At 61.0% G+C, this 14,960-nt stretch carries 15 protein-coding genes, 1 pseudogene and 1 other annotated feature; of the genes and pseudogenes, 12 read left to right on the top strand and 4 right to left on the bottom strand.

Annotated elements, in window-relative coordinates; translation table 11 throughout:
- The first annotated feature begins 244 nt into the window (after positions 1 to 244).
- Positions 245 to 2,287: an ATP-binding protein gene (locus tag LW136_RS00205; protein WP_234174345.1), complete on the top strand. Its 2,043-nt coding sequence runs from the start codon at positions 245 to 247 to the stop codon at positions 2,285 to 2,287.
- Positions 2,288 to 2,298: 11 nt separating this feature from the next.
- Here the strand turns inward: LW136_RS00205 and LW136_RS00210 are convergent, their stop codons facing one another.
- Positions 2,299 to 3,186, bottom strand: coding sequence for a LysR substrate-binding domain-containing protein (locus LW136_RS00210; RefSeq protein WP_234174347.1), 888 nt, complete (start codon positions 3,184 to 3,186; stop codon positions 2,299 to 2,301).
- 131 nt (positions 3,187 to 3,317) lie between these two features.
- A complete protein-coding gene (locus LW136_RS00215) occupies positions 3,318 to 3,857 on the bottom strand; it encodes a DUF421 domain-containing protein (RefSeq protein WP_234174349.1) in 540 nt (179 codons plus the stop codon).
- A 434-nt stretch (positions 3,858 to 4,291) separates the two neighbouring features.
- On the opposite strand from LW136_RS00215, the gene LW136_RS00220 reads away from it, so the two are divergent.
- From LW136_RS00220 to LW136_RS00270, 11 genes are all read left to right on the top strand, one after another.
- Positions 4,292 to 5,146 (top strand): TIR domain-containing protein, encoded by an 855-nt coding sequence (locus LW136_RS00220; RefSeq protein ID WP_234174350.1) that lies wholly within the window; start codon positions 4,292 to 4,294, stop codon positions 5,144 to 5,146.
- A gap of 84 nt (positions 5,147 to 5,230) precedes the next feature.
- Positions 5,231 to 5,575 (top strand): hypothetical protein, encoded by a 345-nt coding sequence (locus LW136_RS00225; protein WP_234174352.1) that lies wholly within the window; start codon positions 5,231 to 5,233, stop codon positions 5,573 to 5,575.
- A gap of 91 nt (positions 5,576 to 5,666) precedes the next feature.
- Positions 5,667 to 6,035 (top strand): SMI1/KNR4 family protein, encoded by a 369-nt coding sequence (locus tag LW136_RS00230; protein WP_234174353.1) that lies wholly within the window; start codon positions 5,667 to 5,669, stop codon positions 6,033 to 6,035.
- Positions 6,036 to 6,133: 98 nt separating this feature from the next.
- Positions 6,134 to 6,820, top strand: a complete 687-nt coding sequence (locus tag LW136_RS00235; protein ID WP_234174355.1) for a hypothetical protein — start codon at positions 6,134 to 6,136, stop codon at positions 6,818 to 6,820.
- A gap of 47 nt (positions 6,821 to 6,867) precedes the next feature.
- Positions 6,868 to 8,090, top strand: a protein-coding gene (locus tag LW136_RS00240; protein ID WP_101152418.1) for an IS3 family transposase whose coding sequence is annotated in 2 segments (ribosomal slippage) — positions 6,868 to 7,153 and positions 7,153 to 8,090 — 1,224 coding nt in all. Because the reading frame shifts where the segments join, the coding sequence is not laid out codon by codon here.
- Positions 7,146 to 7,262 (top strand) — a sequence feature (AL1L pseudoknot). Its footprint overlaps the gene before it by 117 nt.
- 297 nt (positions 8,091 to 8,387) lie before the next feature.
- Complete coding sequence (locus LW136_RS00245) at positions 8,388 to 8,846, top strand: DUF1993 family protein (protein WP_234174356.1); 459 nt, start codon at positions 8,388 to 8,390, stop codon at positions 8,844 to 8,846.
- A gap of 220 nt (positions 8,847 to 9,066) precedes the next feature.
- Positions 9,067 to 10,902: an ABC transporter ATP-binding protein gene (locus LW136_RS00250; protein ID WP_234174358.1), complete on the top strand. Its 1,836-nt coding sequence runs from the start codon at positions 9,067 to 9,069 to the stop codon at positions 10,900 to 10,902.
- A 156-nt stretch (positions 10,903 to 11,058) separates the two neighbouring features.
- On the top strand, positions 11,059 to 11,685 hold the full coding sequence (locus tag LW136_RS00255; RefSeq protein ID WP_234174360.1) for a Type 1 glutamine amidotransferase-like domain-containing protein: 627 nt from the start codon (positions 11,059 to 11,061) through the stop codon (positions 11,683 to 11,685).
- Between the two features lie 214 nt (positions 11,686 to 11,899).
- Entirely contained in the window at positions 11,900 to 12,193 is a 294-nt protein-coding gene (locus LW136_RS00260; RefSeq protein WP_125860557.1) for a GNAT family N-acetyltransferase, read from the top strand.
- A 116-nt stretch (positions 12,194 to 12,309) separates the two neighbouring features.
- Positions 12,310 to 12,714 carry a hypothetical protein gene (locus LW136_RS00265; RefSeq protein WP_042925965.1) on the top strand — a complete coding sequence of 135 codons (405 nt, stop codon included), beginning with the start codon at positions 12,310 to 12,312 and terminating at the stop codon, positions 12,712 to 12,714.
- A 96-nt stretch (positions 12,715 to 12,810) separates the two neighbouring features.
- A complete protein-coding gene (locus LW136_RS00270) occupies positions 12,811 to 13,314 on the top strand; it encodes a DUF4126 family protein (RefSeq protein WP_234174361.1) in 504 nt (167 codons plus the stop codon).
- A gap of 99 nt (positions 13,315 to 13,413) precedes the next feature.
- Here LW136_RS00270 and LW136_RS00275 read toward each other — a convergent pair.
- Positions 13,414 to 13,807: pseudogene (locus LW136_RS00275) on the bottom strand (hypothetical protein).
- A 212-nt stretch (positions 13,808 to 14,019) separates the two neighbouring features.
- Positions 14,020 to 14,829 (bottom strand): hypothetical protein, encoded by an 810-nt coding sequence (locus tag LW136_RS00280; RefSeq protein ID WP_125897394.1) that lies wholly within the window; start codon positions 14,827 to 14,829, stop codon positions 14,020 to 14,022.
- Positions 14,830 to 14,960 lie beyond the last annotated feature (131 nt).

Here is a 14,960-nt window from a genome sequence, read left to right on the forward strand (position 1 = left end):
TGCCACCCGCCCGTCTGCGCGAATGACCCACGCGTCGGTCGTATTCGCCTGCGCTCCGTCAGGTGGCTGGAACCATCATCGCCCTCGCCGCCTCTGCTGAATATGACAGATGCGCCCGGTGGAGCCGGGACTTGGCCGATTCCGGCCTGACGCAGCGAGAAGCACACGCTCATTCAAACCATGCAGACCCCGGCCGGCGGCAAACCACCCTGCCGGGGATTCATTCAAAGGGCCCGTTTGTCCGATGACGCAGACGCTCAATTATCAGGCGATATTCGAAGCCGTCCCCAACCTGCACCTGATCCTGGCGCCTGACCGGGACTTCACCATCCTCGCCGCGAGCGATGCGCAACTGCGCGCCACTCATACGCGCAGGGAAGGAAGCATCGGCAGACCGGTCTTCGACGTGTTCCGCAAGAACCCGGACGATCCGACCGAGTTCGGCACCAGCGTACTGCGCGATTCACTCGAACGCGTGGTGCGTACCCGTGCGCCGGATCGCATGGCGATCACTCGCTATGACATCCCGCGGCCTACTGCGCAGGGCGGCGGCTTCGAGCTGCGCTACTGGCGGCCTTTGAACGTGCCGGTGCTCGATGAGCAGGGCGAGCTGCTCTACATCATCCACCAGGTCGAAGACGTGACCGAGGAAGTCAGGCGCCAGAAGAAGGCCAGTCTCAGCCACTCCGAAGAGCTCTTTCGCGCAGCGCTGCTCGCCTCCGGTACCGGCACCTTCACCTGGTTGCTCAGTGATGGCAGCCTCAGCCTGGACAGTGCGCTGGAGCAGCTCTTCCGCCTGCCGCTCGGGCTGAAGGTGGCCAACGTCGATGCCTTCGTCGAGCAGGTCCATCCCCAAGACCGCGCCGATGTGCGGCTGGCCTTCGAACACTACGCCAGGGGCGATGACTACACCGCGGAGTTTCGTCTGCTGCGTACCGGCGCGGAGTGCTGGCTGGCCTGCAAGGCCAAGGCGTTCCGCGATGCTGATGGCAGGCTGGCCTACGTAGCCGGGGCCTGCACCGACATCAGCGCCCGCCGCCGTGCCGAAGACGCGCTGCGCGTCAGCGAGAACAGCCTGCGCCAGCTCAACGAGACCCTCGAAGCGCGGGTGGCCACCGAGGTCGCCGAGCGCAGCCGCGCCGAAGAAGCCCTGCGCCAGGCGCAGAAGATGGAAGCCGTCGGCCAGCTCACCGGCGGCATCGCCCACGACTTCAACAACCTGCTGACCGGTATCATCGGCAGCCTCGACCTGATGCAGCGGCGCCATCAGCGCAACGAGCCGCTGGAGCTGGAGCGCTACATCGGCGCCGCTGTGACGTCCGCCCAGCGCGCCGCCGCGCTGACCCAGCGGCTGCTGGCCTTCTCCCGGCAGCAGGCGCTCGACCTCAAGCCGGTCGACGTCAACCAGCTGGTGGCCTCGCTGGAGGATCTGCTGCATCGCACCACGGGCGAAAACATCACCATCGAGACGCGCCTCAGCGCCGGGCTGCTGCCCGCCTGCATGGACGTCAACCAGCTGGAAAGCGCGCTGATCAACCTCGTCATCAATGCGCGGGATGCCATGCCCTACGGCGGTCGCATCACCCTGTCGACCGCCAGCTTCACCATGGGCGACACGCCCGATCCGAAGAAGCGCGGCATGAGCGCCGGCGAGTACGTGCTGCTCAGCGTCACCGACACCGGCACGGGCATGGCGCCAAACGTCATGGCGCGGGCCTTCGAGCCATTCTTCACCACCAAGCCGATCGGCCAGGGCACCGGGCTCGGGCTGTCGATGGTGTATGGCTACATCAAGCAGGCCAAGGGCTACATCCAGATCGAGTCCGAGCCGGACATCGGCACGCGGGTGCACCTCTACCTGCCGGTGCATCAGGGCGAAGCCACCGCCCTCGCCCACGAACCTGAGCGCACGCCCACAGGCGCTGGCGAAACCATCCTGGTGGTCGAGGATGAGCCGGTGGTCCGCTTGCTGGTGGTCGAGGTGCTGAACGAGCTGGGCTATGAAACCCTGGAGGCCGGCGAAGCCAGCGAAGCGCTCTGCATCACCGAGAGCGAGCAGCGCATCGACCTGCTGATCTCCGACGTCGGCCTGCCCGGCATGAACGGCCGGCAACTGGCCGATATCGCCCGCCAGCAACGCCCCGGCCTGAAGGTCCTGTTTGCCACCGGCTATGCCGAAAGCTTCGCCGCCAATGATTTTCTCGGTCCGGACATGGCGGTGCTCACCAAGCCCTTCGCCATCGACGTCTTTGCCAGCAAGGTCGGCGAGATGCTCGGCAACGGTTGAGGCGTGGCCGGCTACGCGCCCAGGCGCTCGCTGAGAAAGTCGATAAAGCAGGCGATGCGCGAGGCCAGCGCGCTGTTGCGGTAGTACACCGCGTTGATCGGCTGGCGCACGTCGACGCGCTGCGCCGCCAGCACCTCCACCAGCTCGCCGCGCTGGCGATCCTTCTCGGTCATGAAGTCGGACAGGCACACCAGCCCCTCGCCGGCCAGCGCCAGTTCACGCGCCGTATCGCCGCTGGAGACACGCAGCGCCGGGGTGATCCGCCAGCTCTCCCCCAGCGCATGGCACAGCGGCCAGTCGTTGAGCCGATCAGGCTCGGTAAAGCCGATCAGGCTGTGCGCGGCCAGCGCCTCGACGCTCTCTGGCACGCCATGCCGCTGCAGATAGGCCGGGCTCGCCAGCACCCGGCGCATGGTGTGGCACAGCGGCCGTGCATGCAGGCTGGAATCCGGCAGCGGGCCAATGCGGATGGCCAGGTCGGTACGCCGCTCCAGCAGGTCGATGATGCGGTCGTCGCTGTACAGCTCCAGCTCGATCTGCGGGTAGCGCGCGCGAAAGTCGCCGATCAGCGGTGCGATCACATGCAGCATGAACGGTGAAGCGGTGTTGACCCGCAGACGCCCCGCCGGTGTCTGCCGCCGCAGCGCCATCTGCTCCTCGGCCTCCTCCACGCTGGCCAGAATGCGCCGCGCCTGCGCCAGGAACACCTCGCCCTCCTCGGTCAGCTCGAGGCGCCGTGTGGTGCGGCGCAACAGCGTCACCGCCAGCTTCTCTTCCAGCCGACTCAACGCCCGGCTGACGCCCGAGGCGGTCTGTTCCAGCTGCACGGCGGCGGCGCTGATCGAGCCACTGTCGACCACGCTGACAAAGGCGAGCATTTCGTCGAGGTTGGTTTTCATCGGTGAGGTCGCATCGAAGGGGTGGCGGAAAGCAACGAGTCTGGCGGCACCACCGCGTGGCGGCAGCCGAACCTGCGCGGCCGCCCGGCGGCAGGCGCGTCGATCAGCCGCCGGCGAAAGGTGCCACGGCCTCAAACGCCCTTTTCATTCGGCCCCGGCACATTCACCCCGTCCAGCGTGGAACGGCTGTCGCCAGCGCCATCGGTGATCACGCTGAAACTGCCATCGGTCTCCAGCACCACCGCCTCGATGCCATCCAGCGCGGCCAGCCCCCGACTGCGCGCGGCGGCCCGCACCTCATCCTCGGTCACCCGCGCCACACGGATGGCATCGCCGAGAAAACGCCCGCGAAAGAACAGTAACGCCGGCTCGCCCGTCACCGTACGCCGCACCCATGCCACCCGCACGCTGGACCAGGTGACGGTGTACTGCAGCCCGATCAACAGCGCCAAGGCCAGCACCCCCTCGGCCAGCGACACATCACGATTGAGCAGAATCGTCGCGAAGGTCGAACCCAGCGCCACCGTCACCACCAGATCGAACGCATTCATCTTCGACAACGTCCGCCGCCCCGACAGACGCAACAACAGCATCAGGCTGATATAGGCCAGCACGCCCACCACCAGCGTGCGTATCAATGTCATTCCGCTACTGAAAAACATGCCTTCCACAATCACCTCCGCAACCGAGCCATGCAGGGGTGGACAGGGAAGGCGGGCGGAAAGTGCACACGGCGCGAGTGACCGCGTGTTAGGCGACAGTGTGAAAACCGAGGATTAATCCATCGTCTGCTTTACCCATACGGAAGCAGTGGCTAATGTGCCATCACGCGCAGCAACTGCGATTTGTTCGTGGTTCCGCTGTGACATTACGAGCTACTCCGGCCCATTTGCGCTCGCGGCTCCATCATAAGGGCCAGCCCCCGAGCGAAAGCGTTGGCGCATAAAAAGCAATATGGGCGCTGATATCCCTGTATTGCCCGAGCGAGAGCAGATCTGTGCGAAACGAAGAGAATGTTATACACCACGCCCGTTCGGCGTGTTATGCACCAATTGGTTTCTAATTATAGTTAGTTTCCCAAGCACACTCTAAGGCCCGAACAAACATGAAAGTATTTATTAGCTGGTCAGGCGACACTAGTAAAAAAGTAGCCGAGGCTATTCGAGGTTGGCTGCCAACTGTTTTACAAACAGTAAAACCATACTTCACCCCAAGTGATATTGAAAAGGGCACGCGATGGTCATCAGATATCGCAAGAGAGCTAGATGATTCAACGGCAGGAATATTCTGCGTAACGAGCGATAACATAAACAGTCAATGGCTCATGTTTGAGGCAGGCGCCATTTCCAAAAAAGTAGATCAATCTCTTGTATGCCCAATACTTGTCGGAATTGAAAATTCAGATATAAACGGTCCCCTGACGCAATTTCAGACCACCCTTTTTGAGAAAGCTGATTTTAAAAGGCTTGTATCCGATCTAAATAAAGCAAACAAATCGAACACTCTAGAAGAGAGTGTACTCCATACGGTTTTTGAAAAGTTTTGGCCTGAATTAGAAAGCAAAATCAATAGCATCATTGAATCCAGCAACTTAGGAGAAGCCAGCTCAAGCGATTTACGTTCAGACCGAGAAATTCTTGAAGAGGTTCTTGATCTTGCTAGAGCGTTAGCAATCCAAAAATCAGGTGGATTCAAGGCTCACAAAGAATTAAACCAGTTGATATCAGATTTCCTTACGGCCTTTGATGTTATTTTCAATATTGACTGGGAGCACACAAAAATGTGCTTAGAAGACAGCCAGCATTTCATTAGCCCGACAGGTACATTTGTCGAACCCAGGGTTGATGATGAGAGTAACAATTGGGGAAATAGGCCTTTTCTCCTAGAGACATATCGAAAGCTAGTAAATTATATTGACGCTAACAACATCGATATTCAAACAAGCTATCGCGGAAACTAACAAGTGGTTCAAATCGTTCGCTTCGCTCACTGGGACGGGCTAAAGCCCGCCCCTTAACCAAACGTTAGAGCCTAGGTAAATTTCATGCTTTATTCAAACCAAGAAGAAGCTATCGCGGAGAGCTACTTCACGTTTGCAAACGACATTGCGGGAATTCTTGCCGTGACTCTCGCCGCTACGGCGCTCCAGTTCGAGCATCCGGAACCGTTTGCATGGTTTTTCCTTTTCATAATTGTTCTCTGGGCGTTTAGCAAGGGAGCCGATTACAGAAGAATTGCAAAAAGGTACGTGGCCAGATTTAAGGGAGTGTTTGGGTATATAGCTTTATTTTGGAAAATTAAGATATTTTTTATCGGCACCATGTGTCTGACCTATGTTGGAGCCGGAGTTATAACAAAAAACGTAATCTATAAGTTGTCAGGCTTCTAACTATGCCCTCAACACCGTTCGCTTCGCTCACTGGACTCGCAAAAGCTACGCTTTTGCTCACCCGTTAGCTTAATCGTTAGGCAATATCATCATGAACAACGATCCATTTCGAATCCCTACAGATGCCGAAATCGCCACCGCAGAGTGCAGGCTTGGCATTAGGTTTCATGATGGCTACCGATGCTTTTTAAAGTCTGGCAGCGATGTTGCAAATGCTACTTTTGAAGCGGCGGTAGTTCTGCCTGGCTCTGGACATCTTGATATCTTTGAAATTGCCGAAACAGCCTGGAATGTCATGGGCCTTCCGAAAGACCTGTTACCGTTCATTGAGGACAATGGCGACTATTTCTGTATATCAAAGTCGGGCGAGATAATTTACTGGTCTCACAATGGCAGCACTAATGAAAAGTGGCCTAATCTTGCTGCGTGGCACAAGCAGGTCTGTGTAGACCTTGAGTAATGGCGGAACGCCTAACTAGTGGTTCAAATCGCTCGCTTCGCTCACTGGGACGGGCTAAAGCCCGCCCCTTAACCAAACGTTAGGTATCAAAGATACTCATGCCTACACCAACCAACAACGCAGATAAAGAATCAACAATCTCTATTGCATACTGGGGAGGAATTTACTCGCTTCTAGTTGCGATACTTTACTTATGGGGTTACTGGTCACCGTTTAGCGTCAACATACTGGAGCACCTGAGTCTTTCAGATGTAGTAAAAACAGCAGCTTACCCAATCGCATCTGTATTTATATTCTTAGCGCTTGGGGCTTTTATGGGGGAAATAATGCTGCCCAACGGCTTCATGCCTCAAGGCGGGGTAGCCAATAGTCGAGCCGGAGTTATTCTACGCCGCTACGCTCCAGCGTTAGCAACGATATATATTTTATTCGTGCTGTTCTTATTTATTTTTGCCCCCATCGAAAAATGGAAAATACTACCAGCACTTATTGCCATTCCCATATCGCTCGCCCTAAAGAACACTATCCCTCTAAGCTCAATTATAAAGTCAGAGCAAACCCATACCACATTACTTTTTCTTCTGGCAGCACTCCCGCCTTTCGCATACGGGCAAGGAATACTAAGAGCAAACGATATTATCAGCGGCAAAAGCTATTCGTATGTAATTTCCAATACTCAACCTTCCGAATCCAAAGCAAGTTCTGTGCAAAGCCCCCATCTCCGATACATAGGAAAAGCAGGCGATCAATATTTTCTCTACTCACCTGCAACTGAATCGGTGTGAATCGCCCCGGGTTTCGTGGAGGCCTCAACTCTTGAGAAGATGAGGCTATGAGAAAGACTACGACCTACTCCCCCGAAGTCCGTGAACGTGCTGTGCGCATGGTTCTGGAGCACCTGAACGACTACCCCTCCGAGTGGGCGGCCATTGAGGCCATCGCCCCGAAGATTGGTTGTGCAGCGCAAACCCTGCATGGCTGGATTCGTCGCCACCAGACTGATGCCGGTCAGCGTCCTGGGCCGACCACCGAAGAGCGCGAACGCATCAAAGCCCTGGAGCGTGAGAACCGTGAGTTGCGCAAAGCCAACGAGATTCTGCGCCTGGCCAGTGCGTATTTTGCCCAGGCGGAGCTCGACCGCCGCACCAAGTCCTGAGGGCATTTGTCGATCAGCATCGTGACCGTCTCGGGGTCGAGTCGATCTGCCGTGTCTTGCAGATCGCCCCGTCCGGTTACCGCCGGCACGCGGCGCAGCAGCGCAACCCGGAACTGCGCTGTTGCCGTGCTCGGCGCGATGACGCGTTGATCTTGGAAATCCAGCGGGTGTGGAACACCAACATGCAGTGCTATGGCGCGGTGAAGGTCTGGAAGCAACTCCGGCGAGAAGGCATCGAGACGGCCAGATGCACGGTGGAACGGTTGATGCGTCGGGCTGGATTGCAGGGCATTAGGCGCGGCCAGGTCGTGCGGACAACGGTGGCCGGCGACAAGTCGCTCTGCCCGCTGGATCGCGTACAGCGCCAGTTCCATGCCGATCGCCCGAACCAGTTGTGGGTGTCGGACTTCACGTACGTGTCGACCTGGCAGGGCTGGCTGTATGTGGCCTTCGTGATTGACGTATTTGCGCGACGGATCGTCGGCTGGCGAGTCAGTACCAGCATGAAGACCGACTTCGTGCTGGATGCCCTGGAGCAGGCCCTATACGCCCGCCAACCGCATCGCACTGGCGGCCTGATCCATCACAGCGACCGTGGCAGTCAGTACGTCTCGATCCGCTATACCGAGCGACTGGCAGAGGCCGGTATTGAGCCCTCAGTTGGCAGCAAGGGCGATAGCTACGACAACGCCTTGGCCGAAACAATCAACGGGCTGTACAAGGCCGAGCTGATTTACCGTCAATCATGGAAGAGCCGCGAAGCTGTTGAGATGGCGACTTTGAAATGGGTGCACTGGTACAACCACCAGCGGTTGCTGAGTTCAATCGGCTATATCCCGCCTGCGGAAGCTGAGGCAAACTTCTACCAGCAACAAGCAGGTCAGGCCATGGCGGCCTGACTTAAACGAAACGGCCTCCACAAAAGCCGGGGCGATTCAGTGCTTGTCATCGCAGCAAGCGAAACCATTGAGTTAAAGAAATTTAAAAAACAAAGTGATCAATCACACCACAACCTCCAATAAAACCATTAGCGAAGCCCCTAAGCCTGAGAGTTGAACCTAACAACTGTATATGGACTCTCCCCACAAGCAGTGAGGAATAGCTTTTTTCGAGCCTGTCGTCAGTGCGGTTGCATTCCCCTCTCCGGCTGGCTAAAGAAGGCGCAGGCCCAGTTACCGGAAGCGGAGGCGCAGGCGTTGTTATCCGCACGGCTGGCGCCGGATATGTTTCCGCTGTCGACCCAGGTTCGCTTTGCCTGTGTGCAGGCGCGGGAGGCTGTTTGCCGGTTGAGAGGCGAGGCGTTTCCGGCTGTGATCAACGAGTTGCTGGACGAGGGGAGGCAGGCTGGTGAGCGGCCGGGCACGCTGGCTGATGCCTATGCCCGGATCGATGAGACGGTGGCATTGCTCGACGGTCTCGCCGCCGATGCGCTGGATGCGAATGCGGACAAGCCAATCGCCCATGAGCTGGCAAACGGGATGATCTTCGACCTGACTGCGGACCAGTACGCCCGCGACTGGACGCTGGCGCAGTTCTACTTCCATGTGATGACCGCGTATTCGATCCTGCGTAAGGAAGGGATCGAGCTGGGCAAGGCGGACTACGTGGCGCATATGCTGCCGTATCTGCGCCCGGAGACTGTTCCGAAGGGGTAGCGAGGTAGCCTGAACGTAACTACGCATGCGCGGTGTCGGCAGAGGGGGGCGAGTGGCGTAGGGTGGACAACGCTGCGCTTGTCCACCGATGCGAATCGACGGGCAGGGCAGGTGGTTGGCGAAACGCTCGCGGGCTCCGGGCGTCCAACCGGGATGCCGCGCCAGAGCGGGCGTATTTGCGAACGACGTTCGCCCACCTCGCCACAAAGCAGACCTCCCCATGCTGTTCCGCCGTTTCGAAAACCTGATCAATGTCTTCAAGCCCAGCCCGGACGTTGCGCCGCCGGCCGGGATGCTGCGTTTCTATGCCCATTACCTGAAGCAGGTATGGCCATTGATGACCGCCGTGCTGGTGGTCGGCTTCTTCGCCGCGCTCATCGAGGTGGCGCTGTTCAGCTTTCTCGGCCAGTTGATCGATATGGCTCAGGCGACCGATGACGCGCGGACCTTCTTTGCCGAGCACCGCAACGAGTTGCTGTGGATGGCGGCGGTGGCGCTGGTCATCCGGCCGCTGGTGTTCGGCCTGCACAACCTGCTGACGCATCAGGCGATCAATCCGGGGCTGACCAATCTGATCCGCTGGCAGAACCATCGGTACGTGCTCAAGCAAAGCCTGAACTTCTTCCAGAACGATTTCGCCGGGCGCATCGCTCAGCGCGTGATGCAGACCGGGCCGTCGCTGCGCGATTCGGCCATGCAGGTGATCGATGCGCTCTGGCATGTGGTGGTCTATGCCGGCAGCGCGCTGTATCTGTTCGCCGCTGCTGACCTGCGCCTGATCGTGCCCTTGCTGCTGTGGATCGTCGGCTACAGCGCCGCACTCTGGTACTTCGTGCCGCGTATCCGCGCGCGCTCGGCGGCGGCGTCCGCGGCGCGTTCGAAGGTGATGGGGCGGGTGGTGGACGGCTACAGCAACGTCGCCACGCTGAAGCTGTTCGCCCATTCGCGGGAGGAGGAGAGCTACGCCCGCGAGGCGATGCAGGAGCTGCTCGGCAAGTTCCGCCTGCAGTCGCGGGTGATCACCAGCCTGGATTTCCTGATCACCTGCATGAACGGTTTGCTGATCGTCGGCACCGGCGCGCTGGCGCTGTGGCTGTGGAGCGAGGCGCTGATCACGACAGGCGCCATCGCCCTGGCGCTGGGCCTGGTGATTCGCATCAACAACATGGCCGAGTGGATCATGTGGGTGGTCAACGGCATCTTCGAGAACGTCGGCACCGTGCAGGACGGCATGAAGACCATCGTCCAGCCGCGCGACGTGCTCGACCCCGAGGACGCCAGGCCGCTGCAGGTGGAGCAGGGCGGCGTGCGCTTCGACGACGTGCATTTCCACTACGGCAAGCAGGGCGGGGTGATCAGCGGGCTGACCATCGACATTCGCCCGGGCGAGAAGATCGGCCTGGTCGGGCCGTCCGGCGCCGGCAAGTCGACGCTGGTCAACCTGCTGCTGCGCCTCTATGACCTGGAAAGCGGGCGCATCCTCATCGATGGGCAGAACGTCGCCGAGGTCAGCCAGGAAAGCCTGCGCGCCAATATCGGCGTGGTCACCCAGGACACCTCGCTGCTGCACCGTTCCATCCGCGACAACCTGCGCTACGGCAAGCCCGACGCCACGGAAGAAGAACTCTGGGCTGCGGCACGCAAGGCCCGCGCGGACGCGTTCATAGAGACCCTGGACGACAGCCAGGGCGGCCTTGGCTTCGAGGCGATGGTGGGCGAGCGCGGCGTGAAGCTCTCCGGCGGGCAACGGCAACGCATCGCCATCGCCCGGGTGCTGCTCAAGGACGCGCCGATCCTGGTGCTCGACGAAGCCACCTCGGCGCTGGATTCGGAAGTCGAGGCGGCGATTCAGGAGAGCCTGGATACCCTGATGGAAGGCAAGACGGTGATCGCCATCGCCCACCGGCTGTCGACCATCGCCCGTATGGATCGGCTGGTGGTGATCGACGGGGGCCAGGTGATCGAGACCGGCACCCATGCCGAGCTGATCGCCCGCGGCGGGCTCTATGCGCGGCTGTGGCAGCACCAGACCGGTGGGTTTGTCGGGGTGGATTGATTCGAACGGGCGTGGGATCGGTAGCGGGTGAGTCCGTCGAGGCGGTCGGAGCATGGCGCACTCGCGGCACTCCCACGCAGCGCAGCAGGTCTGTATCAGCTGTCCGGCCGTTTTCTCAAGAAGCAAGCCCAAAATCAATCGAGCGCAGAGGTAACCATGAATATCTTCCTGACATCCTCCTTTGCTGAGGTCGTGGACTTGTTTGTCAGGTTCACCGGAGGCGAGTGCCGCGGCAGGACGGTTACGCTGATTCCTACGGCGAGTCTTGCCGAGGAGGTCAATTCCTACCTTGTTGCGGCCAGGGAGGCGTTTGTCGAAGCCGGTCTGGTGATCGATGAACTCGAGGTTTCAACCGCAACTCAGGACGAGATCGTCAGCAAGCTCGAACGTGGCGATTACATCTATGTGTCAGGCGGCAACACCTTCTTTCTGCTGCAGGAGCTGAAGCGCACAGGCGCGGACAGGTTGATCGCGGAACAGGTCAGGGCCGGGAAGTGCTATATCGGCGAATCCGCCGGCTCCGCGATACTCGCCCCGAGCATCGACTATATTCGGGCGCTGGATGACGTCACTGCCGCGCCTGATCTGGAGTCCTATACCGCACTGGGGCTGGTCGATTTCTACCCGCTGCCGCATTACCGAAATGCGCCGTTCGACGAGGCCGTCGAGCAGGTGCTGAAGGAGTATGGGCAGGTGTTGGCGCTTCGCCCATTCAGCAATAACCAGGCGATCGTCGTGTCGGGCGGTCACGCTGAAATCCAAACGAGCGGCGAACGAGGCTAACGCCAGCTTCAAGGCCTGCCTGCTCTGCCAAGCCTCTATCAGTCACCAAATGCCCTTGCCGCCGCTACCTCTGGAGCAGTGGCCTGGCGCGGGCTTGCAAGGCCCTGAGCAACGCGCACGGCGCATTCCGGTTCGTCGTCGCGCCACCTGAACCCTCATACACTGCGCCCACTCGTACCTCTAGCGCAGTCATTCATCTGAGAGGGAGCCCGCCATGAGCGATAGACAAGCCAGCGTCCGCCACGATGCCGCGCAGCAGCGCTATGAGTTGCTGGTCGACGGCCAGCCGCTCGGCTTTGCCGAGTACAGCGAGCAGGGCGAGCGGATGGTCTTTACCCATACCGAGGTCGACCCCAGCCTGGCCGGGCAGGGGCTGGGCAGTGTGCTGGCCAAGGGCGCGCTGGAGGATGCGCGGCGCCGCGGCAAGCGGGTGGTGCCGCAATGCGAGTTCATCGCCAGCTACATCGAGCGCCACGAGCAATGGCAGGACCTGGTCGATCCGGCCTGACCAGCACACCCTCCAGGCGGGATTTATTGCCGGGGCTGATGCTCTTATCTGAGTGATCGCTGCCGCTGCGCCGTGTGGTGTCGCTTCAGCCGCTGGTTTCGTCAGAGGGCAAACGCGTGGATGGTCGAGAGTTTGTCTGGGCGCATTTCAAGCTCAATGCCGAGCAGCGCCTGCGTGGCTTCAACTTCTTCGTGGTGCTGGCGATTTTCGCCGATGGCGGCGTGCTGGCGGCGCTGCAGCGCGGCTTCTCGCCCGGGCTGCTGATTCTGCTCGGTGCCTTTACCGTCTTGCTGGCGCAGGTGTTCTGGCTGGTAGATGCACGCAGCCGGCAGCTGCTGGAACTGACCATCACCGCGCTCAAGGAGATGGAGGCCGAGTTTCCCGAGAGCCACCGGCTGTTCGCTGCCGATGCGCTGGGGCAGAGCCGGGTGATCAGCTACACCTTCGCCATCCGCGCGCTGCTGCTGGCGCAGATGGGCTTTGGTCTCGGCGTGTTCGCCTACGGGCTCTACCAGTGGTGAGCACTGCGAGCGTGTCATCCGTCGCTGGCTGCGCGCGCAGCCGAACGCTGGCGACGGGCACCCGGTCGGTATTGGTAACCACCGGGAGATCTGACGATGTCGACTTCGAGCAATCTGTTATGGGCCGCCCTGGCGATCGGGGCGGTGACGGGCATGCGCAGCATGCTGGCGCCGACGCTGGTCAGCCGGGCGTTGAGCGAGCGCGATGATCTCGCCGGGGCGGGGGAGGCCGCGCAACTGCTGACGTCGGACACCGCGCAGACCTTTCTGCCAACGCTCGCGGCCAGCGAGATGATCGGCGACAAGATGCCCTTCGCGCCGGATCGCACCATCGTGCCATCGATGATGTTTCGTGCGCTGTCCGGCGGCGTCAGCGCGGCGGCGTTGGCGGGTGTCCGTCGCGAGCCGGTGCTGGTGCCGGCGTTGCTTGGTGCGACGGCGGCGCTGGTCGCATCCAAGGTCGGGCTGAGCCTGCGCAAGCCCTATCAGCCGAGGCCGCTGGTCAATGCGGCGCTGGGTGCGGCGGAGGAATGTCTGGCGTTGGTGATTGGCCGAGCCGGGCTGCTGCGGGCGTTGGGCGCGGGGCGGCACGGGCGCTAGGAAGCCGTGAACTCTTCGCGTTTCGTGGGGTGCGGTGATGCAGGCGCGTGGAAAAGGCGTTGCCGTTTTCCACCCTGCGCGGGTTGCCCTCGGGGCCCGTCAGTCCTGGCTGATCTCGGTCTTGTGCGGATTGCTCTGCAGCAAGCGCGCGTGGGCTTCGGGGGTAGCGGTAGGCGAAGGTGGCGTGTTGCGCGGCCACTTCGGCCTGCATGGCTTCGCGCTCATGGGCCGGCAGCTTGGCCAGGTATTTCTGGGTGATGGCGTATTTGGCGGCCATCAGCTCGTCGTGGGCTTCGCGCAACTCCACTTCGTACGCCTTGGCGCGACGCTCGCGCAGGGCCGCCTGGTCGGTGTGCATGTTGCCGCCTTCATGCAGGACGAAGGCGCACTTCGAGTCGCCTTCCGTCTGCTCCATGGCCGGCTGCGCAGCCCAGACACTCGAAGCGGCAAGGCAGAGCATCAGGCAGGACGAGACGGTTCTCAGCGTTGGCATGGCGTGGCCCTCTGCATGCTTGGCAGCGCTCGGGCCGCCTGAAGCGCCAGAATACGCCGGGCGCAGCCAGCACTCAGCAGTCCGGCCCAGCGCCAATCGTCGCAGCAGGCTATGGCCGTGATGGATTGCGCGTCGTCAGGGTGTGGCTGCCCGACCGCGACATGACATAAAACGGGCCGCGCGATGCGGCCCGTGGTACTGCGCAGCAGCGGTCAGCTCGGCCGCTGGATCACGCAAATGCGGTCGCGGCAGAGGCCGGCGTCACGGGTGCCGACGCCGGGTGCCACTTCCGGCGTGTCCGGGCTGCTGCCGTGGCCGGTCGCGCCGGCACCGGTGGGTGCCGTGGTAGCGGTGGTGTCCGGGTAGTCGGTGCCGGCGCGCTTGGCCGCGCCGCCGATGTCATAGCGACCGGTGTCGGCCGAGCTGCGGTCGTTGTAATCGGTCGGATCGGCGCCGGGCGCGGTTGTATTGCCGATGTGGGCACCGTCGCCGGTGTGCGCGCCACTCAGAGGGCGGTCGCTGCCAGCGGTTGCCGTGCCGGTTGCGCTGAAGTGCTTGTCGAGGTGGCTGTCGCCGCCGGTCGCGCCAGCATAGGGGCTGCTCGGGCCTGGATAGCCTTCGACTGCGCCGCTGCCGCCGCGCTCGTTGATGTCGATGGCACCGTTGTATTCCAGGGCATCGCGCGCCTTGGCCAGCTGATCTTCATCGTCGACATCCACAGCGATCACCAGGGCACCGCGGCGTACGGCATCTGGATAGGCGGTGGCGTAGTGGCGGTGCGTTTCGTGCGGTTCATGGCCGAACAGCGATTTGAAGAAATGCGTGACCTTGGATTCGTGATGCGTACGATCCACCGGGACGTCGGGAGTGGTGGTGTAGGGCGCATCGTAGGCATGGATATCGGCGCTCTCGGCACCAATGGCGTGAATCTGTTCCCGCGCTATGCCCCGCGACATCAGATCGCCGCGGGTGCGGTTGGCGTCGGTCAGCGTTGCGAACGCTGCTACCAGTGTATGTCTCATGATCCACCTCACGTTGTGTTGAACAACCGGGTTGCGAGCGCTGCGCGTGTCGCGATGATGGCGGCCCGAGTGTTGGCGAGGCCTCGCCGGTCGCGGGTTTCGCGGCGCTCATAGATATTGGGTCGGAGCGC

The sequence above is a fragment of the Stutzerimonas kunmingensis genome (assembly GCF_021432085.1).
GTDB lineage: Bacteria > Pseudomonadota > Gammaproteobacteria > Pseudomonadales > Pseudomonadaceae > Stutzerimonas.

Excerpts from the sequence above, each read along its gene's own strand:
- LW136_RS00270 (WP_234174361.1), top strand. The coding sequence starts at position 12,811 with ATGTCGACTTCGAGCAATCTGTTATGGGCCGCCCTGGCGATCGGGGCG.
- LW136_RS00280 (WP_125897394.1), bottom strand. The coding sequence starts at position 14,829 with ATGAGACATACACTGGTAGCAGCGTTCGCAACGCTGACCGACGCCAAC.
- LW136_RS00230 (WP_234174353.1), top strand. The coding sequence starts at position 5,667 with ATGAACAACGATCCATTTCGAATCCCTACAGATGCCGAAATCGCCACC.
- LW136_RS00210 (WP_234174347.1), bottom strand. The coding sequence starts at position 3,186 with ATGAAAACCAACCTCGACGAAATGCTCGCCTTTGTCAGCGTGGTCGAC.
- LW136_RS00220 (WP_234174350.1), top strand. The coding sequence starts at position 4,292 with ATGAAAGTATTTATTAGCTGGTCAGGCGACACTAGTAAAAAAGTAGCC.
- LW136_RS00205 (WP_234174345.1), top strand. The coding sequence starts at position 245 with ATGACGCAGACGCTCAATTATCAGGCGATATTCGAAGCCGTCCCCAAC.
- LW136_RS00235 (WP_234174355.1), top strand. The coding sequence starts at position 6,134 with ATGCCTACACCAACCAACAACGCAGATAAAGAATCAACAATCTCTATT.
- LW136_RS00250 (WP_234174358.1), top strand. The coding sequence starts at position 9,067 with ATGCTGTTCCGCCGTTTCGAAAACCTGATCAATGTCTTCAAGCCCAGC.
- LW136_RS00260 (WP_125860557.1), top strand. The coding sequence starts at position 11,900 with ATGAGCGATAGACAAGCCAGCGTCCGCCACGATGCCGCGCAGCAGCGC.
- LW136_RS00225 (WP_234174352.1), top strand. The coding sequence starts at position 5,231 with ATGCTTTATTCAAACCAAGAAGAAGCTATCGCGGAGAGCTACTTCACG.
- LW136_RS00255 (WP_234174360.1), top strand. The coding sequence starts at position 11,059 with ATGAATATCTTCCTGACATCCTCCTTTGCTGAGGTCGTGGACTTGTTT.